The organism is Streptomyces sp. NPDC004838, assembly GCF_053600955.1.
This window is the reverse complement of the sequence record NZ_JBSGAW010000028.1, coordinates 1-19901: the sequence shown is the minus strand read 5'-3', so window position 1 is coordinate 19901 and position 19901 is coordinate 1. Positions and strand designations below refer to the sequence as shown.

At 69.4% G+C, this 19901-nt stretch carries 19 protein-coding genes and 1 rRNA gene; 13 read left to right on the top strand and 7 right to left on the bottom strand.

The genetic code is table 11. The features are described from left to right. Window positions 1-44 precede the first annotated feature (44 nt). The 4 genes from pstS (at window position 45) to pstB (ending at window position 4411) form a co-directional block, all read left to right on the top strand. Window positions 45-1178 (top strand): phosphate ABC transporter substrate-binding protein PstS, encoded by a 1134-nt coding sequence (pstS, locus tag ACWEFL_RS27590; protein ID WP_451717394.1) that lies wholly within the window; start codon window positions 45-47, stop codon window positions 1176-1178. 352 nt (window positions 1179-1530) lie between these two features. Continuing rightward, window positions 1531-2532 carry a phosphate ABC transporter permease subunit PstC gene (gene pstC / locus ACWEFL_RS27585; RefSeq protein ID WP_451717393.1) on the top strand — a complete coding sequence of 334 codons (1002 nt, stop codon included), beginning with the start codon at window positions 1531-1533 and terminating at the stop codon, window positions 2530-2532. Then, window positions 2529-3605, top strand: coding sequence for a phosphate ABC transporter permease PstA (gene pstA, locus ACWEFL_RS27580; protein ID WP_451717389.1), 1077 nt, complete (start codon window positions 2529-2531; stop codon window positions 3603-3605). Before pstC ends, pstA begins: the two co-directional genes overlap by 4 nt. A gap of 29 nt (window positions 3606-3634) precedes the next feature. Further along, window positions 3635-4411, top strand: a complete 777-nt coding sequence (gene pstB / locus ACWEFL_RS27575; RefSeq protein ID WP_451717387.1) for a phosphate ABC transporter ATP-binding protein PstB — start codon at window positions 3635-3637, stop codon at window positions 4409-4411. A 301-nt stretch (window positions 4412-4712) separates the two neighbouring features. Here pstB and ACWEFL_RS27570 read toward each other — a convergent pair whose 3' ends face one another. Both ACWEFL_RS27570 and ACWEFL_RS27565 read right to left on the bottom strand, forming a co-directional pair. Then, window positions 4713-5711, bottom strand: coding sequence for an anion permease (locus ACWEFL_RS27570; protein ID WP_451717385.1), 999 nt, complete (start codon window positions 5709-5711; stop codon window positions 4713-4715). Window positions 5712-5716: 5 nt separating this feature from the next. Beyond that, the gene (locus ACWEFL_RS27565; RefSeq protein ID WP_451717383.1) at window positions 5717-6337 is read right to left on the bottom strand and encodes a DUF47 domain-containing protein; all 621 of its coding nucleotides are present in this window, start codon (window positions 6335-6337) and stop codon (window positions 5717-5719) included. Window positions 6338-6672: 335 nt separating this feature from the next. Between ACWEFL_RS27565 and ACWEFL_RS27560 the strand changes: the two genes are divergently transcribed. Next, window positions 6673-7035, top strand: coding sequence for a metal-sensitive transcriptional regulator (locus tag ACWEFL_RS27560; protein ID WP_451717381.1), 363 nt, complete (start codon window positions 6673-6675; stop codon window positions 7033-7035). Window positions 7036-7256: 221 nt separating this feature from the next. Here the strand turns inward: ACWEFL_RS27560 and ACWEFL_RS27555 are convergent, their stop codons facing one another. Continuing rightward, entirely contained in the window at window positions 7257-7439 is a 183-nt protein-coding gene (locus ACWEFL_RS27555; RefSeq protein ID WP_451717379.1) for a hypothetical protein, read from the bottom strand. A 74-nt stretch (window positions 7440-7513) separates the two neighbouring features. Then, window positions 7514-8374, bottom strand: a complete 861-nt coding sequence (locus ACWEFL_RS27550) for a hypothetical protein (RefSeq protein WP_451717377.1) — start codon at window positions 8372-8374, stop codon at window positions 7514-7516. Between the two features lie 127 nt (window positions 8375-8501). Between ACWEFL_RS27550 and ACWEFL_RS27545 the strand changes: the two genes are divergently transcribed. Next, window positions 8502-8711, top strand: a complete 210-nt coding sequence (locus ACWEFL_RS27545) for a hypothetical protein (RefSeq protein WP_451717375.1) — start codon at window positions 8502-8504, stop codon at window positions 8709-8711. Between the two features lie 159 nt (window positions 8712-8870). Beyond that, window positions 8871-9395: a hypothetical protein gene (locus ACWEFL_RS27540; RefSeq protein ID WP_451717373.1), complete on the top strand. Its 525-nt coding sequence runs from the start codon at window positions 8871-8873 to the stop codon at window positions 9393-9395. Window positions 9396-9442: 47 nt separating this feature from the next. On the opposite strand, the gene ACWEFL_RS27535 is transcribed toward ACWEFL_RS27540, so the two are convergent. Further along, entirely contained in the window at window positions 9443-10213 is a 771-nt protein-coding gene (locus ACWEFL_RS27535) for a phosphatase PAP2 family protein (protein ID WP_451717371.1), read from the bottom strand. Between the two features lie 291 nt (window positions 10214-10504). After that, the gene (locus ACWEFL_RS27530) at window positions 10505-11524 is read right to left on the bottom strand and encodes a C40 family peptidase (RefSeq protein ID WP_451717542.1); all 1020 of its coding nucleotides are present in this window, start codon (window positions 11522-11524) and stop codon (window positions 10505-10507) included. A 616-nt stretch (window positions 11525-12140) separates the two neighbouring features. Here ACWEFL_RS27530 and ACWEFL_RS27525 point away from each other — a divergent pair. From ACWEFL_RS27525 to ACWEFL_RS27500, 6 genes are all read left to right on the top strand, one after another. Next, window positions 12141-12449, top strand: a complete 309-nt coding sequence (locus tag ACWEFL_RS27525) for a hypothetical protein (RefSeq protein ID WP_451717369.1) — start codon at window positions 12141-12143, stop codon at window positions 12447-12449. A 272-nt stretch (window positions 12450-12721) separates the two neighbouring features. Continuing rightward, on the top strand, window positions 12722-13585 hold the full coding sequence (locus ACWEFL_RS27520; protein WP_451717367.1) for a hypothetical protein: 864 nt from the start codon (window positions 12722-12724) through the stop codon (window positions 13583-13585). Then, on the top strand, window positions 13575-14924 hold the full coding sequence (locus ACWEFL_RS27515) for a hypothetical protein (protein WP_451717365.1): 1350 nt from the start codon (window positions 13575-13577) through the stop codon (window positions 14922-14924). The genes ACWEFL_RS27520 and ACWEFL_RS27515 overlap by 11 nt, the downstream gene beginning before the upstream one ends. After that, window positions 14921-16486, top strand: a complete 1566-nt coding sequence (locus ACWEFL_RS27510) for an SCO6880 family protein (RefSeq protein WP_451717363.1) — start codon at window positions 14921-14923, stop codon at window positions 16484-16486. Before ACWEFL_RS27515 ends, ACWEFL_RS27510 begins: the two co-directional genes overlap by 4 nt. An 8-nt stretch (window positions 16487-16494) precedes the next feature. Next, the gene (locus ACWEFL_RS27505) at window positions 16495-17913 is read left to right on the top strand and encodes an ATP-binding protein (protein WP_451717362.1); all 1419 of its coding nucleotides are present in this window, start codon (window positions 16495-16497) and stop codon (window positions 17911-17913) included. Window position 17914: 1 nt separating this feature from the next. Continuing rightward, on the top strand, window positions 17915-19642 hold the full coding sequence (locus ACWEFL_RS27500) for a type VI secretion protein (protein WP_451717360.1): 1728 nt from the start codon (window positions 17915-17917) through the stop codon (window positions 19640-19642). Window positions 19643-19809: 167 nt separating this feature from the next. On the opposite strand, the gene rrf is transcribed toward ACWEFL_RS27500, so the two are convergent. Then, a 5S ribosomal RNA gene (gene rrf, locus ACWEFL_RS27495) occupies window positions 19810-19901 on the bottom strand; the annotation flags it as partial.

The window sequence follows — 19901 nt, the reverse complement described above, 5'->3', positions numbered from 1 at the left end:
ACAACGGTCAGCGTCCAGGCGGCTCCTGGAAGGAACACCCGAAAGTGAAGCTTCAGCGCAAGAACGGGCTTCGCGCCACCGCGCTCGGCGCCCTCGCTGTCACCGGCGCCCTGGTCCTCACGGCGTGTGGTTCGGACGACAACGCCGGCGGCACGGACAGCACCAGCGACAAGACCAGCGCCGCGTCGAACATCAAGTGCGACGGCGCCCAGGGCAAGCTCCTCGCCTCGGGTTCCAGCGCTCAGAAGAACGCCATGGACCTGTGGGTCAAGAACTACATGGCCGCCTGCTCCGGCGTGGAGATCAACTACAAGTCCTCCTCCTCCGGCGAGGGCATCGTCGCCTTCAACCAGGGCACCGTGGGCTTCGCGGGTTCCGACTCCGCGCTCAAGGAGGACGAGGTCGCCGAGTCCAAGAAGATCTGCAAGACCGGCCAGGGCATCAACCTGCCCATGGTCGGCGGCCCGGTCGCGATCGGCTACAACCTCGCCGGCGTCGACGACCTGACCCTGGACGCGCCGACGATCGCCAAGATCTTCAACAGCAAGATCACCAAGTGGAACGACCCGGCGATCGCCAAGCTGAACGAGGGCAAGTCGCTCCCGGACAAGGCGATCCAGGCGTTCCACCGCTCCGAGGACTCGGGCACCACGCAGAACCTCGGCAAGTACCTCGGCAAGACCGCCGCCGCCGACTGGCCGTACGAGGCCGAGAAGAAGTGGCCCGCCCCCGGCGGCCAGGCCGCCTCCGGCTCCTCCGGTGTCGCCGCGCAGGTCAAGCAGGTCGACGGTGCGATCGGCTACTTCGAGCTGTCCTACGCGACCTCGCAGTCCATCCCCACCGTCGCCATCAACACCGGCGCCGCCGCTCCGGTGAAGGCGACCTCGGAGAACGCCTCCAAGGCGATCGCCGCCGCCAAGGTCAAGGGCACCGGCAAGGACCTCGCCCTTGAGCTGGACTACGCCACCAAGGCCGACGGCGCGTACCCGATCGTCCTGGTGACGTACGAGGTCGTCTGCGATACCGGCAACAAGGCCGACACGCTGGGCACGGTCAAGTCCTTCCTGACCTACACCGCGAGCGACGAGGGCCAGAAGGTTCTCTCGGACGCCGGCTACGCCCCGATCCCGGCCGAGATCAACGCGAAGGTCCGCGAGACGGTCGCGGGTCTGAGCTGACGCACCGCGACAACACGGCCGCCGCAGCCCCAACAGAAGCGGCCGTGAAGAAGCGGTAGAAGAAGTAGCAGCAGAAGAAACGGGGAGACGGGCGGAGCGCGTCATGCCCTCCGTACCCGGCCGCGAGCCGAAGGCCGGGGACCGACGGTCCGGGCCGTCGGCCCGCGGGCCACCGGTTCGACCAACGGCCACCGGCCACCGACCACCGGTCCGAGTCCGAGTCCGCACGGCCCCTCCCGGCCCACCCCCCACGGCCGGGCCCCCACCGCGCTCCGCCCGTCTCCCGCCCACCCCCATCCGGTGCACCGCCGCCAGGGGAGCCCACCGCTCCCCCACACAGACCGGAAAGACGATGGCTTCCACGACACCCATAGATTCCCCTCCCCCAGCGACGGCGGGTCCGCCGGTCGCCAGGAAGAGTGGTTCCACCGGCCGCGCGGGCGACAAGATCTTTCTTGGTCTGTCCCGCGGCTCGGGCATTCTGCTCCTGGTGATCATGGCGTCGATCGCCGCCTTCCTCACCTACCGGGCCGCGATCGCCATCTCGAAGGACGAGGGCAACTTCCTCACCACCTTCGACTGGAACCCCGCGGGCGATCCGCCCGTGTTCGGCATCGCGGTCCTTCTCTTCGGCACGATCGTCAGCTCGGTGATCGCGATGGTCATCGCGGTCCCGATCGCGGTCGGCATCGCGCTCTTCATCTCGCACTACGCGCCGCGCAGGCTCGCCGCCCCCATCGCGTACGTCGTCGATCTGCTGGCCGCCGTGCCGTCGATCATCTACGGCATCTGGGGCGCGCTCTTCCTCGTCCCGTATCTGGAGGGCCTCAACCTCTGGCTGGACGACGCCTTCGCCTGGACGTACATCTTCGAGAAGACCGAAGTCGGCGTCGCCCGTTCACTGTTCACCGTGGGCATCCTGCTGGCGATCATGATCCTGCCGATCGTGACGAGCGTCAGCCGCGAGGTGTTCCTCCAGGTCCCCCGTATGAATGAAGAAGCCGCCCTGGCGCTCGGCGCGACCCGGTGGGAGGTCATCCGCATGTCGGTGCTCCCCTTCGGCCGTTCGGGTGTCATCTCCGCCTCGATGCTGGGCCTCGGCCGCGCGCTCGGCGAGACGATGGCCGTCGCCACGGTGCTCTCCCCGAGCTTCCTCATCTCCGCGCATCTGCTCAATCCGGGCGGCGGCACCTTCGCCCAGAACATCGCCGCGAAGTTCGACGAGGCCAATGAGCTGGGGCGCGACGCCCTGATCGCCTCCGGACTCGTGCTGTTCATCCTCACCCTGCTGGTCAACGGCGCGGCCCGCCTGATCATCGCCCGCCGCAAGGAGTACTCGGGGGCCAACGCATGATCCAGTCGGCAGTACAGGACAAGCCCGCCCCGGCCCGGCCGGGCCCGCGGAGCCGGCTCAGCGGCCGGTCCCTCCCCCGCTGGGCCCCCGCGGCCTTCGCCGTCGGCGGAATCGCGCTGGGCTGCGGCCTCGGCGCGATCGCCGGCTGGGAGAGCAGGACGCAATGGGGCCTGCTCTCGGCCCTGTTCTTCATGGTGATCTCGTACGTCGCGACCACGGTGGTCGAGAACCAGCGGCAGGCGAAGGACCGGCTGGCCACCAGCATCGTCTGGGTCTGCTTCATCCTCGCCGTCATCCCTCTGCTCTCCCTCATCTGGGTGACCGTCAGCCGCGGTGTGAAGGTCCTCGACGGCTACTTCCTGACCCACTCGATGGCGGGCGTCCCCGGCTTCGAGCAGGGCGGCGGCGTCTACCACGCGATCATCGGCACGCTGGAGCAGGTCGGTCTCGCCACACTGGTCTCGGTGCCGATCGGCCTGCTGACCGCGGTCTATCTCGTCGAGTACGGCAAGGGCGCGCTCGCCAAGGCCGTGACCTTCTTCGTCGACGTCATGACCGGCATCCCGTCGATCGTCGCGGGCCTCTTCCTTCTCTCGATCATGCTGATGTTCGAGCTGAGCCCGTCCGGGCTGATGGGCGCGCTGGCGCTGGCGATCCTGATGCTGCCGGTCGTGGTGCGCTCCACGGAGGAGATGCTCAAGCTCGTCCCGAACGAGCTGCGGGAGGCTTCCCTCGCCCTGGGCGTACCGAAGTGGCGCACGATCCTGAAGGTGGTCATCCCGACCGCGCTCGGTGGCATCACCACGGGTGTGATGCTCGCGATCGCGCGGATCGCCGGTGAGACCGCGCCGATCATGCTGCTGGTCTTCGGCAGCCAGCTCATCAACACCAACCCGTTCGAAGGCGCCCAGTCCTCGCTCCCGTTCTACATCTGGGAGCAGTACCGGGTCGGCAGCGAGGCGTCGTACGACCGCGCCTGGGCCGCCGCCCTGGTTCTGATCGCCTTCGTCATGATCCTCAATCTGGTGGCCCGCGGCATCGCCCGCTGGAAGGCCCCGAAGACCAGCCGCTGACGCGCGGCGACCGGGAAGTGATCCGAACCATGGCCAAGCGAATCGACGTCAGCGGCCTGACCGCCTACTACGGCTCCCACAAGGCCATCGAGGACATCTCGATGACCGTGGAGCCCCGCTCCGTGACCGCCTTCATCGGCCCGTCCGGCTGCGGCAAGTCCACCTTCCTGCGCACCCTGAACCGAATGCACGAGGTCACCCCCGGTGGCCGCGTCGAGGGCAAGGTGCTGCTGGACGACGAGAATCTGTACGCCTCCAACATCGACCCCGTCGCCGTACGCCGTACGGTCGGCATGGTCTTCCAGCGCCCCAACCCGTTCCCGACCATGTCGATCTTCGACAACGTCGCGGCGGGCCTGCGGCTGAACGGCTCGTACAAGAAGAACCAGCTCGCCGACGTGGTGGAGAAGTCACTCAGGGGCGCGAACCTCTGGAACGAGGTCAAGGACCGCCTCAACAAGCCCGGTTCCGGCCTCTCCGGCGGTCAGCAGCAGCGCCTGTGCATCGCCCGCGCGATCGCGGTCGAGCCGGACGTCCTGCTGATGGACGAGCCCTGCTCGGCGCTGGACCCGATCTCCACCCTCGCGATCGAGGACCTGATCGGGGAGCTGAAGGAGCGCTTCACGATCGTCATCGTCACCCACAACATGCAGCAGGCGGCCCGGGTCTCCGACCGCACCGCCTTCTTCAATCTGGCGGCGGTCGGCCAGCCCGGCAAGCTGATCGAGATAGACGACACGGAGCGCATCTTCGCCAACCCGTCCGTCCAGGCGACCGAGGACTACATCTCGGGCCGCTTCGGCTGAGCGCCGTCCCGCGTACGGCCCGCGTACGGCCCGCGCCCCAAGACGTCCTGCGGTGCTGCATGGCGGTGCCACCGCGAGACGAAGGGCCCGCCCCCGATCCGGGGGCGGGCCCACTCGCGTTTCACCGCGGAACGGCGTGCCGCCGCGGAGCCCCGGCCGGTGTCGGCCGGTCCGCGGCAGCGCTGGCGGCCCTGGCAGCCCTGGCGCGAGGGCCGGGTAGCGGCCCCGGCCGAAGGGAGCGCGGGGGCGGTTTCGCGGGGGCGGTCAACCGAAGGGGACGGCCGAAGGGCGAAGAGGGCGGTCAGCCGAAGGCCAGGTAAACGATTCCGTAGCTCATCGCCGCCACCGCCGCCGCCGCGGGCATCGTGATGAACCAGCCGAGGATGATGTTCTTGGCGACACCCCAGCGGACCGCGTTCACCCGCTTCGTCGCGCCGGCGCCCATGATCGCCGAGGTGATCACATGGGTCGTCGAGATCGGCGCGTGGAAGAGGAAGGCGGAGCCGAACATGATCGAGGCGCCGGTCGTCTCGGCGGCGAAGCCCTGGGGCGGGTCGAGTTCGATGATCTTACGGCCGAGGGTGCGCATGATCCGCCAGCCGCCGGCGTACGTGCCGAGGGAGAGCATGACCGCGCAGACGATCTTGACCCAGATGGGGATGGCGTCGCCCTGCTGCTCGACGTCGGCGATGACGAGGGCCATGACCACGATGCCCATGGTCTTCTGGGCGTCCTGGAGGCCGTGGCCGAGTGCCATGGCCGCGGCCGAGACGGTCTGGGCTATGCGGAAGCCGCGCTTCGCCTTGTGCGGGTTGGCCCTGCGGAAAATCCACATGATCGCGACCATCACCAGATAGCCCGCCACCAGCCCGACCAGGGGCGACACGAACATCGGGACGATGACCTTCTCCAGGACCCCGGACCAGATGACCTCCGTGCCGCCCGCGAGCGCCGCGCCCACCATGCCGCCGAAGAGCGCGTGGGACGAGGAGGACGGCAGGCCGAAATACCAGGTGACGAGGTTCCAGACGATCGCGCCGAGCAGCGCGGCGAAGAGGATGCCCATCCCCTTGCTGCCGTGCGGCGTCTCGATGAGCCCTTCGCTGACGGTCTTCGCGACGCCCTGTCCGAGGAACGCGCCCGCGAGGTTCATCACCGCGGCCATCGCCAGCGCCACCCGCGGGGTCAGCGCACGGGTGGAGACGGAGGTCGCGATCGCGTTCGCGGAGTCGTGGAAGCCATTGGTGTACGTGAATCCGAGCGCGACACCGATGGTCACGACCAGGGCGAACGTGTCCACGAGCTTCAGGACTCCTTGACCGCGATGGTCTCCACGGTGTTCGCGACATGCTCGAACGCGTCGGCGGCCTCTTCCAGCACATCCACGATCTGCTTGAGCTTGAGGACTTCGATGGCGTCGTACTTGCCGTTGAAGAGGGTGGCCAGAAGCTTGCGGTGGATCTGGTCCGCCTGGTTCTCCAGGCGGTTCACCTCGATCCAGTACTCGGTGAGATGGTCCAGGGTCCGCAGATTCGGCATGGCCTCCGCCGTCAGCTCCGCCGCCCGCGCGAGGACCTCGATCTGCTGCTCGACTCCCTTGGGCAGCCGTTCGACCTTGTAGAGGACGACCAGGTCGACGGCCTCCTCCATGAAGTCCATGATGTCGTCGAGGGACGACGCGAGCTTGTAGATGTCCTCACGGTCGAACGGCGTGATGAACGAGGAGTTCAGCTGGTGGAAGATGGCATGGGTGGCGTCGTCGCCCGCGTGCTCCGCGGCCCGCATCCGCTCCGCGATCTCGCCCCGGGAAGAAGCATCGGCCCCGAGCAGTTCCATCAGGAGCTTGGAGCCGGTGACAATGTTGTCCGCGGACGCGGCGAACATGTCGTAGAAGCTCGTCTCCCTGGGGGTCAGACGAAATCGCACGTGGGGTCCTCAGAGTGCTTGGATGCGGACAGGCCGATGCTAGGCACATTCTTCCGGCCAAGACCAACCGGCCTTCCTCAGTGTCGCCCATGGAGCAGTGCGATCATCATGGGACCCCGGCTCCCGTTCCGCACCGCTCTGTCCCCCGTTGGCCGACGCGATTCGGTACCATATACCCAGGAGGGGTATACGACCGGGGCTGTCGCCCCGGTTTCCACGCCGCACAGAACACCGCACAGAACGCCACACAGAACAGAGCCGGTCAGCACAGCGGACCCGGCAGCAGGACAGACAGACCGCCAGCCAGACAGTTGCCAGGACAACGGGAGGACCCGATGACGACCACCGAGGCGGCCGGCCCCCCGGTCACCGACAACCCGATCGCGGACGTTGCCGTCGCCGACCACGACCACGGCATCCACGGCTACCACAAGCAGAAGGACGAGCACCTCAAGCGGCTGCGCCGGATCGAGGGCCAGATCCGCGGCCTTCAGCGGATGGTCGACGAGGACGTCTACTGCATCGACATACTCACGCAGGTCTCGGCGTCCACCAAGGCGCTCCAGTCCTTCGCCCTCCAGCTCCTGGAAGAGCATCTGCGCCACTGTGTCGCCGACGCGGCCGTCAAGGGCGGCGACGAGATCGACGCGAAGGTCGAGGAAGCGACCAAGGCGATCGCCCGCATGATGCGCACCTGATCATCCGCCCCGGCGGCCCGAGCCCCGCAGGCGGCGCGCTGCCGTACCGTACGCGCGGCCCCGGAGCGGCGGGCTCGGGCGCGGGGCCAGGGCGGTACGGACCACAGTGGTGCGGGACCACAGTGGTGCGGACAAGGGCGTGCGCCCGCGGGCGTACGAACCGGGCAGGCACGTGCGAACAAGGCAGGGGCGCCGTTGCCCCTGCCCTGACGATTTCTCCGTCAGTCCTGCGGCGCGAGCACGGACCGCTCCGCCGCCACCTTCAGCACCTCGTCGATACGGGCCGGGCTCAGCCTCTCCCCGTCCGCGGCCGACGCCGCGATGATCAACTCACCACACAGTTCGATCTCGGCGAGGGCCACGTGGTCCTGGACCAACGTCATACTGGGCGGAGCCACGTGCATTCACCTCTTCCTCCGGTGTCGATTTCCTAGCGTAGGCAGTGACACACGGACAGCACATGGCACGTCCGGACCATTTAGGCCCTGATCCTTCCGGTGTAAATGTCGCGCCGATCGGGCAGCCGTACGGCCACGGAGGCCCCGAAGTCGTACAGCACCGTGGTCGAGATCACCGCCACCGTCCCGCTCCCATGGGTGAAGCTGAAGCGGTGCCGCACCTTCCGCAGCCGCCCCTCCTCGTCGAGATACGCGTCGAACGGCACGGTGTCCTCGGCAAACCCCTTCGCCGCCGCGGCCAGTGACGCGCGCGCGTACGGCCGGGCCAACCGCGCCGCAAGCGCGATGTCCGTCTCGCCCCGGAAATGGCGCACCTTCGCACCGAGGACCCGTCCGTCCCCGACATAGGTCACCGCCCTCGCGCCGCGCAGCAGTTCCGCCGCGGCGAGCGGATCGGTCGCGCCCCCGGTGACCAGATTCCCGTCCTCCAGCGTGGTGGTGTCCACCCGCACCCACTTGTCGGCGGGCACCCCCGCACCCCGGTTCTTCATGTACAGGGCACCGGGCGTCATCAGTTCGGTGACGGGACTGCGCTCGTCCACCCCGGTGGCGTCCGTCGGCAGTACGACGGTTAACCAGCCCATCCCGCGCTCGAAGTCATAGCCGCCCTCCCCCTGGATCGTCACCCTCGTACCACCGGTGACCGTCTCCATCCAGGTGCGCGCACTCGCGGTGCCCGCCTCGATCAGCCCGTCCGCCGCCGAGTGCACGGCGTCCTCCCGCACGGACGCGGCCCCCGGCCGCCCGTCGGTCACCGCACCGCCGCCCAGACCGTCGGGGACCGCGCCACCGAAGCAGGCGCCGATCGTCATCGTCCCCAGGAGTACGGCGGCGGTGACGGCTGACGTCCCGCCTCCGCGCCGATGCCGCTGCACCACCATCGCCTGCCAACCCCCAACACCGGAACCGCTGATCCGTCAGAGAACCCCACCCGTTCCGCATAACGACCACCGGTGTCCGTCGTCACGCGGGGTCAACACAGGCGGGCGGCCCCAGTACCGTGGAGACGTGCCTTCGCAAGCCTCCACGGACGACAGCCCCGCGCCTCCCCCCACGCACCACACCACCACCGTCGAACGCGGCTCCTTCGCCCTGGCCCGCTGCGCCTGCGGCTGGACCGGCCCCGCCCGGCGCTCCCGCGAACGGGCGCGCCAGGACGCCGCGTCCCATGCCTCCGCCTCCGCGGCGGTCGCCGAGAGCGGGATCCCGGCCGCCTGAGACGTTTCCCCAGCTCAGTAGGCGGCGGCGCGGCCGGCCGGGTGGCCCGGACCGGGGTCGGCCGGTAGCTCCGACGGAGGCGTCTGAATGGCCGGTACGGGGCAGGACGGGTGCCCTTGATGCAGAGACCCCTGCCCCTCCGTTCCGAGGAAGCCCCCCATGACCCGATCCCCGTGCACGAAGACACCCTCCCCCGTTCGCGTCCGTACCGCCGACCTGTCCGTCACCCGTGCCGGCGGCGCGAGCCGTGACGAGGTCCGTACCGAAGTCCGTGCCGAGGTCCGCACCCCGGACTGGTCCATCGCACGGTCCATGGGCAAGCGCGGACGCATAGCCGCCCTGACGGCGACCACGGCGCTCGCCCTGACGCTCCCGCTGAGCAGCACCGCTTCCGCTTCGCTCTCCCGTTCGCCGTCCGGGGCCGTCTCCGGCTCGATCGAAGGTTCCGGTTCCGGTTCCGGTTCAGATCCTGTGAGCGATTCCCGTGCCGGTGCCGGTGCTGGCGGTGGCGGTGGCGGTGGCGGCGAAGGGCCCGTCGCCGTCCCCGCCCCGGCCCCCAGCGCGGCCAAGCCCGACGGCCCGATCGAGAGTTCGCTCTCCGTCGCCGGGACCGGCCTGGTGGCCGCGGTCAGCACCGTACTGATCGTGCGCCGCCATCAGCGCCGCAACCGGAAGCGCCGCTGAGACCCCCACGGCCGTCCGGACGACCCCGACCGGCCGGACGGGCCGACTCAGGCCGCGAGGTCCTTCTCCCCCGTACCGTCCGACTTCGGCTCGGGAATGCCGAGCGGCTCCGGCCTGCCGCCGCCCGGCCCGGCGTCCGTTCGCTTCGACCGTACGAGCCGGCCGGCCCGCGCGGATCCGGCGACCGCCGACACCAGCGGCGTCAGCAGCGTCAGGGCGAGCGGCGCGAGCAGCAGGGTGACGGCGGTACCGAGCGCGAATCCTCCGATCACATCGGTCGGATAGTGCACGCCCATGTAGACGCGGAGGAAGCCCTCGGCGAAGGCGAGCCCGAGCGCGGCGAACCCGAACTTCCGGTGGACGAGGAAGATCCCGACGGCTATCGCCATCGCCATCGTGGAATGGTCGCTGACGAAGGAGTAATCGGTCTTGCCGGAGACGAGGACTTCGAGGTCCTTGTGGTCCACGAACGGCCGAGGTCTCTCGACGAACCCGCGGATGGGTATGTTGATCAGCAGGGCGACGGCCGCGGCGAGCGGGGCCCAGACGAGCCCGGCGAGGCCCGCGACCGACTCGTCGAGGCTCTCCCGCCGCCGCACACCCCACCAGCACCACAGCGCGACGCCGACGAGCCCGAGCATGATCCCGTACTCGCCGACGAACCCCATGATCCGGTCGAACCAGGGCGGGGCGGCCTTGGCGAGGCCGTTGATGTCTTGGAGCAGGCCGAGGTCGGGACCCGCCGCCCCTCTCGAATCCGCCAGGGAGAACTCCACCTCTGACTCCCCCGGGGAGAACCCCGTCGTGAGTCCAGCCATCTGATACGGCCCCTTGCCTTGATTTGCCCTGAGTCCATGAGCGGCGCATCCGCACGCACCGCCCTCTACCAACCCCCGTGGTCAGCGTTCGGCGACTGCTGCATGGTCATCGTGAGGTCTGCATGGTCATCCTGGCTGCACTGTCCAGGGAACGGCCTGCATGCCGTGTACGTTCCACTCTCTACCGAACGATCACCAGTACGTTATCGAAGAGAAACACATCACCGCGGCCGAGAACCGCAGCTCAGAGCCGTGGCGCAAGCAGTGTTTCCGGCCACACCCGACGCCCCATCAGGCACTGGGCGGCGGAGTGGGAAGCGATTTCGCGCCATCCGCCGTGACCCGGGTCGCCCCGAAGTAGTCCGCGGTGTCGATCTTGTCGAACCGGATCACCGCACCGGGCTTCGGCGCGTTGATCATGTACCCGCCACCGACATAGATGCCGACGTGTCTGATGGCCCGTGAATTGGTGAGGTCGTCCGAGAAGAAGACGAGATCGCCCGGCAGCAGTTCCTCCCGCGGGGGATGCGGTCCGGCGTTGTACTGGTCGTTCGCCACGCGCGGCAGCTCGATCCCGACCGTCCGGAACGCGGCCTGGGTCAGTCCCGAGCAGTCGAACCGGCCGTTCTGCTCCGGTGTGCCGTTCCCGCCCCACAGATACTTCGTCCCGAGTTGCTCCTGCGCGAAGTTGATCGCCCCCGCCGCCTGACGCGAGGGATCCACCCGCCCGACAGGCCGCGCGAAGCTCTTCTCCAGGGTCCGGATGACCTTCACATAGTTCTGCGTCTCGTTGTACGGGGGCACCCCGCCGTACTTGATCACCGCGTACGCGCCCGCGTTGTACGCGGCGAGCATGTTGTTCGTCGGGTCGCCGGGGGCCTTCTTCACATATCCGGCCAGCTTGCAGTCGTAGGTGGCGGCCGACGGAATGGCGTCGACCGGATCCCAGACGTCCCGGTCCCCGTCGTTGTCCCCGTCGATTCCGTGCGCGGCCCAGGTCCCCGGAATGAACTGGGCGATGCCCTGCGCGGCGGCGTGGCTCTGCGCCCTGGGGTTCCAGCCGCTCTCCTGGTAGAGCTGGGCCGCGAGCAGCGCCGGATTGATCGCCGGACAGAGGTTGCCCCATTTCTGCACCAGCGCCTGATACTTCGCGGGCACGGCCCCCTTGGCGAGCGCCACGGGCCCACTCCGGCCGGAGGCGCCGGCCCCGAAGAGCCCGGAGGCGGCCGAGTAGGTCCCCACGACGAGCAGGGCGACGAACGCCAGGCAGCCCCCGATGGACACGCCGGCGATCAGCCACGCCTTACGCACCGTCAACCCCCCTCCACCCCCTGGAAGTCCGCCACTGCGTCAGTGTAGGTGGGGCCGGGACGATTCAGGAGGTGCCCGCCGGGGCGGCGGGCGCCTCGGCGTGCCCCGGCCGCGGCAGCCCGTGCGCCCTTCGTGCCCCGGCCGGTCCGGACGTGCCCCGGCACCGCGACTCTGCGCCGTACATGCCTCCGAGGCCCGACGCCGTACGCATACATGTCCGTACGCCCGTACGCGTGTACGCACCCTGGCCTCCGGCTCTTCGGCGCCCGCTCGCGCGCCGCCCGGCGGGAGCGCGGCACGGCGGGCGGGACGCATCCGGGCGCAAAGCGGTCACGCCGCGCCCGAAACGTGAGGTGCGCCCCAAAGGTGGAACAACGACAGTCATTGCCCGAAGTCACGCAGCGTGATACACAGAGTGACGGTACTGGCTCCTCATGGTGGCTCTGATCCACTTCTCCGCAGGTCAGGGCGGTGGCTCTCGGTCATACGTGCGGAGATCGGGTAAAGAGACCCGCCAAGTCGGCATCCGCGGGCGGTTTCATCAGCGAAGATAGAGCGATGGCCCGTGCCGGAGGGCACGGGCGGCGAACAACCCGACAGGGGCGGTGAGTTACACATGATCCTTGCAGCCGAAAAGGGCGACATCAACACCATCATCGGCGGCATCGCCCCGAACTGGGGGCCTTTCGGGAGCCTGGGCAACGAGGCCCGGGTGATGATCGAGGTGGTGATGGCGATCGCCATCCTGCTCTGCCTCGGCATCGCGATCTGGGGCGCTGCCAAGCAGCGCATCGGAGCGACCGCACTGCGCGACACCTTCAGCGCCGAACAGGGCAAGGGACTGATCGTCGCCGGACTGACCGGAGTCTTCATCATCGGGTCACTGGGGACCCTGTTCACCATCGTGTACGGGATGGCCGTCTGACCCCACCCGTACGACCCCGCACCATCCGCGCTCCCACGGCCTCGTTCCGGTCCCATCCCGGTTCGGTCCCGGCCCCCGTTCCGTGCTCTCGCTCTCCTCTTTCCCCCGCGTGCCGGTCCACCCTCAGAGGTTGCGTTCCCTGATGTCCCTGATGTCGAGTCACCACACCGCGCCCGCGCGGAAAGCAGCGGGACCACCGTCGTCGTGCGGCACGGTTTTGTGCCGCACGACGTCTAACGAGGGGACGTACTCGAGCGAGGGGAAGTACACGCATGAGCCTCGGTGACGAACACGGCTACCGCGGAGACCCGGGCAGCGGGCGCGCGGACGAGGGATTCGGCGGCACCGGGCAGACTCGCACGCGGCTGCCCGGCTCCTTGGACACCGACGTCTACGGCGGCGCCCGCCGCCCTGCCCGCGGCTCCCGCTCCCTCATCACCGTCGTCGGCATCGTCGTCCTGCTCATCGCGGCCATCGCGTTCGCGAACCAGAGCGGCGGAGACGGCGACGCGGCGGACGGCCCGTCGAAGGGCGCGGGCCCGGAGGCGACGGCGGCGACGGGGGTGAAGCCCGTGAAGGGGAAGTCCGACGACGGGATCCCGACCGGGTACGCGAGGGACCGGCAGGGAGCGCAGAGCGCGGCGGCGAACTACACGGTGGCCCTGGGATCCGACGGCATGTACGACGAGGAGCGCCGCCCCGGGATCGTGAACACCGTGTACGCGCCCGCCGTGGCCCAGGCCCGCGGGGACGAGCTGGACAGGGCGTACTCCGACGAGAAGGTCCTGACCGGTATCGGGCTGGACGCGGACGGGAAGGCGCCGGACGGCACGATGTTCGTCTCGCGCTTCAACCCCATGGGGGCGAAGGTGGAGAGCTTCGACGAGAACACCGCGAGCGTCTCCGTCTGGTACTCCGCGCTCTTCGGGCTGGCCGGAGAGGACTCCAAGAACCCGGTCACCGAGAGCTGGTACACCAACACCTTCCAGCTGACGTGGATCGACGGGGACTGGAAGGTCACCGACCTCACCCAGAAGGACGGCCCCGTACCGGTCGGCCGCGACCAGGTCGCATCCGGCTCCAAGGAGATGGCCGATGCCGTCCAGCAGTTCGGAGGGTTCACCTATGCCCGCTAGTGCTGTAACCGGAAACGTTCACCGGCCCGCTACGCCTCGCGGCACCAGCCGACGCCGTGCGCTGAGCCTCACCGCCGTGCTCGCCGGACTTCAGGCGACGGCGGTGCTCGCGGCGACCCGTGCCGCCGCGGCCCCGACGCCCACACCGACCCCCACGCCGAGCCCGAGCAACAGCTCCTGCGGCCTGATCCGCGGCCCAGCACAGGACTTGTGCGAAAACGGCGACACCGGCGGCGGCTCCACCCGCAACACCCCCGCCGACAGCCTCGACCCGCTGGCCGCCCTCGCCCGCGGCTGCGCCGACGCCGCGTCCTGGACCGTCGACACCCTCTCCAAGGCCGTGAAGTCCACGGCCACCGTCGACTTCACCAACACCACCTTCCTCTCCCAGTACGCCATCGTCTTCGCCGCGGCCACCATCCTCACCCTGCTCCTCTGGCTCCTCGCCGTCGCCAAACGAGCCATCCGCGGCGTCCCGCTGATGACCGCCGTCTCCGAAGCCATCGGCTTCCTCTGGCTGACGGTCCTCGCCTCCGCCTTCACCCCGCTCATCCTCTACACCCTCGTCTCCGCGACCGACGGCGTCACCGAGGTCATCTCGGGCGGCACCAGCGGCCAGACCGACATGTTCTTCGGGAACTTCTCCGCGGCGCTCAAGAAGGGCACGGACATCGGCGGCGGCCCGATCATGCTGATCGTCGTCTCCCTCGTCACCATCCTGGCCGCCGGGGTGCTCTACCTCGAACTGTTCATCCGGGCCGTGCTCCTCTACGTCGGCGCCCTCCTCGGCGTCGTCGTCTACGCCGGACTGGTCGACAAGAACATGTGGGGCCACGTCCGCCGCTGGGCCGGCATCATGATCGCGATCATCCTCGTCAAGCCCGTCATCGTCATCGTCCTCGGCCTGGCGGGCGCCCTCTCCGCCGACAAGGGCCCCGACTCCTTCTCCGCCGTCGTCTCCGGACTCGCGATCATCATCCTGGCCATCTTCGCCTCCGCGATGATCTACCGCTTCGTCCCCGGCTTCGGCGACGAGATCGCCAACTCCCGCAACAACCGCCTCCAGAGCGGGGCCGAGAACGCCGCCGCCGCCGTGATCAGTTCCCCCGCCGCGCTCGTCTCCCAGGGCATCAAGACGCACAGCGCCCGCGGCAACTCCGGCGACGGGAACAGCGGCTCCGCCCCCCGCCCCGCCAACTCCCTGGGCGGCGGCATGGCCGCCCACAGCAGCCGTCCCACCGGGCCCGGCCCCTCGTCCGCCGCCCCACCGCCCCGTAACAGCGGAACCGGCGGCACCCCGCACAGCAACCGCAAGAGCACAGGAGGTGGAGGACGTTGACGACCCAGTCCCATCCCATCGCGCCCCGCCGTACGTACCTCATCGGCCGGGCCCGGCCGAACGCGATCGTCGGCAAGAACCGCGAGACCGGCGAGATCGCCCTGATCATCGCCGGCGCGTTCCTCGGCATGATGAGCGGACTGCTCGTCCCCTACCTCGCCCCGCGGATCGTGCTCCTGATGGGCTTCCCGCTGCTCGCGCTCGCCGCCGTGTACGTCCCGTACAAGCACCGCACCCTCTACAAGTGGTTCGAGATCAACCGCAGTTTCAAGCGCACCCTGCGCGGCGGCACCGTCTACCGCTCCGCCGCCTCCGAGGCCGGCACCCGCATCGACGGCCGCGAGGTCGAGATCGGACCGCCCCCCGGCATCGGCCGGATCAACTGGCTCGCCGCCCCCTTCGGCCCCGACGAGATCGCCGTACTCCTGCACGCCGACCGGCGCACCGTCACCGCCGCCATCGAGATCGAGGGCCCCGGCGTCGGCCTGCGCGACAGCGAGGACCAGGAGGCCCTCGTCGAGCGCTTCGGCACCCTCCTCAAGCATGTCGCCAACGGTGACGGCTTCGTGACCCGCCTCCAGATCCTGGCCCGTACCCTCCCCGCCGACCCCGACGCCCACGCCAAGGACGTCGCCCAGCGCGGTGACCACCAGGCCCCGAACTGGCTGCGGGAATCGTACGACCAGCTCCAGTCGATGGTCTCCACCTCCAGCGAGCAGCACCGCGCCTACCTCGTGGCCTGTATGCACTACACCCGCGAACTGGCGGCCGAGGCCAACGCCATGGCCCGCGCCACCCGCCACACCGGCGGCTCCGGTGCGAAGTCCCGCAGACTCGACAAGGACGCCGGCCTCGCCGTCGTCATGGCCCGCGAGCTCACCGACATCTGCGCCCGTCTCGCGGAGGCCGACATCCGGGTCCGCCAGCCCCTCGGCCAGGGCCGGCTCGCCTCCCTCGTGCACTCCATGTACGACCCCGACCACCCCATCGACCACATCCAGGCGATGACCAAGCGCAACGCCTGGCCCGCCGAACTCGACGCCATAGAGCCCACCTACCTCCAGGCCAAGACCCGCGAATCCTCCACCCGCGCCCCGTGGTGCCACTCCACGGCCTGGGTGAAGGAGTGGCCGATGACCCCCGTCGGCGTCAACTTCCTCGCCCCGCTGCTCGTCCACACGCCCGATGTGATCCGTACGGTCGCGGTCACCATGGACCTCGAACCCACCGAAGTCGCCATCGAGCGCATGCTCACCGAGAAGACCAACGACGACGCCGACGCGAGCCGCGCCGCCAAGATGAACCGCACGGTCGACCCCCGCGACATCGCCGCCCACGGACGGCTCGACCAGAGGGGTGAAGATCTCGCCAGCGGTGCGGCGGGCGTCAATCTCGTCGGGTACATCACTGTGTCATCCCGTTCGCCCGAAGCACTGGCCAGGGACAAGCGGACGATCCGCGCCTCGGCCGGCAAGTCGTATCTGAAGCTGGAGTGGTGCGACCGCGAGCACCACCGGGCCTTTGTGAACACCTTGCCGTTCGCGACCGGCATCCGCCGTTAGGGGCCCTGATGCGAGATCCGCTGTCCGTCCTCACCGAGGCGTTCACGTCCTTCCTCTTCGGCAAGGTGGAGACGACCCGCCTGCCGGTCCGCACCTCCACCGGACAGGCACAGGCCGTCTATCTGCCCACCGCGGCACCCGGCCTCGGCGATTCGGGCGTGATCATCGGCCGTGAGGTCTACAGCGGAAAGGGCTATATCTACGACCCGTTCCAGCTGTACGGCCAGCAGCTCCCGGCCCCCCACTGGCTCGTCCTCGGCGAATCCGGCAACGGCAAGTCGGCGCTGGAGAAGACCTACGTCCTGCGCCAGCTCCGCTTCCGCGACCGTCAGGTCGTCGTCCTCGACGCCCAGGGCGAGGACGGCGTCGGCGAATGGAACCTCATCGCGCAGGAACTGGGAATAACTCCCATCCGGCTCGACCCGATGACCGCGCTCGACGTCGGCATCCGCCTCAACCCGCTCGACCCCTCGATCACCTCGACGGGCCAGCTGGCCCTGCTCCGCACGATCATCGAGGTCGCGATGGGCCACGGCCTCGACGAACGCTCCGGCTTCGCCCTCAAGGTCGCCCACGCCTACGTCAACGAGACCATCACCGACCGCCAGCCCGTCCTCACCGACATCGTCGAGCAACTGCGCCACCCCGAGGCCGAGTCCGCTCAGGCGATGAACGTCGACATAGAGGACGTACGGGCCTGGGGCCTGGACGTCGCCCTCGTACTGGACCGGCTGGTCGACGGCGACCTCCGCGGCATGTTCGACGGCCCGACGACCGTCGGCATCGACCTCGACGCGCCGCTGATCGTCTTCGACCTCTCCCACATCGACCGCAACTCGATCGCGATGCCGATCCTGATGGCGATCGTCGGCGTCTGGCTGGAGCACACCTGGATCCGCCCCGACCGGAAGAAACGCATCTTCCTGGTCGAGGAGGCATGGCACATCATCAACAGCCCCTTCGTCGCCCAGCTGTTCCAGCGCCTGCTCAAGTTCGGCCGCCGTCTCGGCCTCTCCTTCGTCGCCGTGGTCCACCACCTCTCCGACGTCGTGGACGGCGCGGCGGCCCGGGAAGCGGCGGCCATCCTGAAGATGGCCTCCACCCGGACGATCTACGCCCAGAAAGCCGACGAGGCACGGGCGACCGGCCGGGTGCTCGGACTGCCGCGCTGGGCCGTCGAGATCATCCCGACCCTCACCCCCGGTATCGCCGTCTGGGACGTCAACGGCAATGTCCAGGTCGTCAAACACCTGGTCACCGAGGCGGAGAGGCCACTCGTCTTCACCGACCGGGCCATGACGGAATCCTCACGCCCCGCACTCCCGGAGGACATCGAAGCGGCGGAGTGGGAGGCCGAGCAGCGCGCCGCCCTGATGGAACGGCAGCAGCAACAATTCGACGATTCCTCCGAGTCGACGGTGGCATGACATGCGCGAGCGGCATCAGGAGAGAACGGGAGGCGGAGGCGTCCCGGACGGCCTGCTGGTGGGTCTGCTCGGCTTCTTTCTGAGCCTGCTGCTGCTGGCGTGGGCCGCCACGGGACTGGCGGGCCTCCTCGCCCACGGCTCCTGGCCGAGGGACGTCACCCTGGGAAACGCCCCCCAGGCCGTGCGCTCCCTCGCCGGCTCCCCCCAGGACCTCCCCGCGGCCTGGCCGACGACACCGGCGGCCGAACTCTCGGGCTACGGACTGTTCTGGGGCCTCGCCATCGGCATGCTGCTCGTCCTGGCCGTCCTGGCGGTCTTCCTTCTGGGCACCCTGGCCCGCTGGAAGGCGGTCCGCGCGGCGCGCAGAGAACAGATCAGGGAGTACGGGAGAGAGCCCGGCAGACGGAGACCGGCCGCCCCCCGGAAAGACGCCGGGACGCACGAGTGGAACAGGGCGGACACGGCCGAGGACGAGGACGCACAAGCCACCGAGTGGCGCCGGCCTCTCCACGGCGCCCCCTGGGAATCCGACCATCCGTCTTCCCCGCACCGGCCGTCACCGCACTCGGGAGCCTTCTCCCGTACCGGCCGGGCGGCACAGCCCCCCGCAGGAAGCGCGAGTTCCGCCCCGGATCCGGCCGACGACTCGCCGCCGCCCCAGCCGGTTCCCGGATCCGCGGGCCCCGGCGCCGCACGTCCTGGCGCCGCACGTCCTGGGTCCGCGCCTCCGCAGCGCTCCCGGCCTCCGGCGCGGCAGGGGGCCACCGGATGGGACGCCCCCGTTCCGTCCCCCCACGCACCCCGTCTCCTCTTCGGTGACCCGGCCACCCGCCGCCCCACCACGCTCCAGGCCGTACGGGACGCCGCCGGCCCCGCGCTCATCGTGACCTCCGACCCCACGGTGTGGGCGGAGACCAAGGACGCCCGCGCCAAACTGGGCCCCGTACTCGTCTACGATCCGGGCCACCTGTGCGACACACCCGGCCGCCTCCACTGGTCCCCCACGGCCGGCTGCGAGAACACGGAGACCGCCACGGCCCGTGCGGGCTCCCTTCTCGCGCCCGTACGCCCCCGCGCACTCCTCGACGCGGCCATGGCCGACACCGCCGACACGCTTCTGCGCTGCTGGCTCCACGCGGCGGCGGTGGACGGCCGCCCGTTCAAGCAAGTCCACCGCTGGGCCCAGGGCATCGGCGTCCCGGAGGCCGTACGGATTCTCCGTACGCACCCCAAGGCCGCGTCCGGCCTCGCCGGCCTGCTCGAATCCGCCCTCACCGCCCACCCGGAGCGCCGCGAGATCGCCCAGCAACTGGTGGCCCGCGCTCTGTCGTCCCTCTCCTCGATCCATATCCGCGAGGCTTGCACCCCCAACCGAAATGATGCCCTCACCTTGGAATCATTCATAAACGAAGGGGGAAGCCTTTATCTGGTGGGTGAACCCATAGAGGATCCCAAGGCCCACCCCGGAGCGATGCCACTGCTCACAGCGCTGGCGTCAGACGTGGTCGAGCACGGCCGCCGCATGGCCGCACGGTCATCCGCCGGTCGGCTCGACCCACCATTCACTCTCGTCCTGGACGATGTGGCGGCCGTGGCCCCGCTCCCCAGCCTCCCGGAGCTGCTGGCGACGGGCCAGGATCAAGGGCTGCCCACCCTGGCCCTCCTCCGCTCCGCCGAACAGGCCCGCGCCCGCTGGCCCGGAGCGGATCTCCCCATCTCACAGCACTAGGTCGGGCGCGAGCCTCTTCCCATCCTCCAGGTGCCCGACTCCTCCAGGTGCCCGACAAGGCCGGCGCACAACAGGATCCGCGCGGAGTGAATGGTCCGGGAATGCGAACTCGCCTACAACGCGGAAAGGCCCCGCACCTGTGGTGCGGGGCCTCCCCCTCGATAATTGTTCGGCGGCGTCCTACTCTCCCACAGGGTCCCCCCTGCAGTACCATCGGCGCTGTAAGGCTTAGCTTCCGGGTTCGGAATGTAACCGGGCG

Coding starts and splice junctions, on each gene's coding strand:
- pstC (WP_451717393.1), top strand. CDS start 1,531: ATGGCTTCCACGACACCCATAGATTCCCCTCCCCCAGCGACGGCGGGT.
- pstA (WP_451717389.1), top strand. CDS start 2,529: ATGATCCAGTCGGCAGTACAGGACAAGCCCGCCCCGGCCCGGCCGGGC.
- pstB (WP_451717387.1), top strand. CDS start 3,635: ATGGCCAAGCGAATCGACGTCAGCGGCCTGACCGCCTACTACGGCTCC.
- ACWEFL_RS27560 (WP_451717381.1), top strand. CDS start 6,673: ATGACGACCACCGAGGCGGCCGGCCCCCCGGTCACCGACAACCCGATC.
- ACWEFL_RS27555 (WP_451717379.1), bottom strand. CDS start 7,439: ATGCACGTGGCTCCGCCCAGTATGACGTTGGTCCAGGACCACGTGGCC.
- ACWEFL_RS27550 (WP_451717377.1), bottom strand. CDS start 8,374: ATGGTGGTGCAGCGGCATCGGCGCGGAGGCGGGACGTCAGCCGTCACC.
- ACWEFL_RS27540 (WP_451717373.1), top strand. CDS start 8,871: ATGACCCGATCCCCGTGCACGAAGACACCCTCCCCCGTTCGCGTCCGT.
- ACWEFL_RS27535 (WP_451717371.1), bottom strand. CDS start 10,213: ATGGCTGGACTCACGACGGGGTTCTCCCCGGGGGAGTCAGAGGTGGAG.
- ACWEFL_RS27525 (WP_451717369.1), top strand. CDS start 12,141: ATGATCCTTGCAGCCGAAAAGGGCGACATCAACACCATCATCGGCGGC.
- ACWEFL_RS27520 (WP_451717367.1), top strand. CDS start 12,722: ATGAGCCTCGGTGACGAACACGGCTACCGCGGAGACCCGGGCAGCGGG.
- ACWEFL_RS27515 (WP_451717365.1), top strand. CDS start 13,575: ATGCCCGCTAGTGCTGTAACCGGAAACGTTCACCGGCCCGCTACGCCT.
- ACWEFL_RS27505 (WP_451717362.1), top strand. CDS start 16,495: ATGCGAGATCCGCTGTCCGTCCTCACCGAGGCGTTCACGTCCTTCCTC.
- ACWEFL_RS27500 (WP_451717360.1), top strand. CDS start 17,915: ATGCGCGAGCGGCATCAGGAGAGAACGGGAGGCGGAGGCGTCCCGGAC.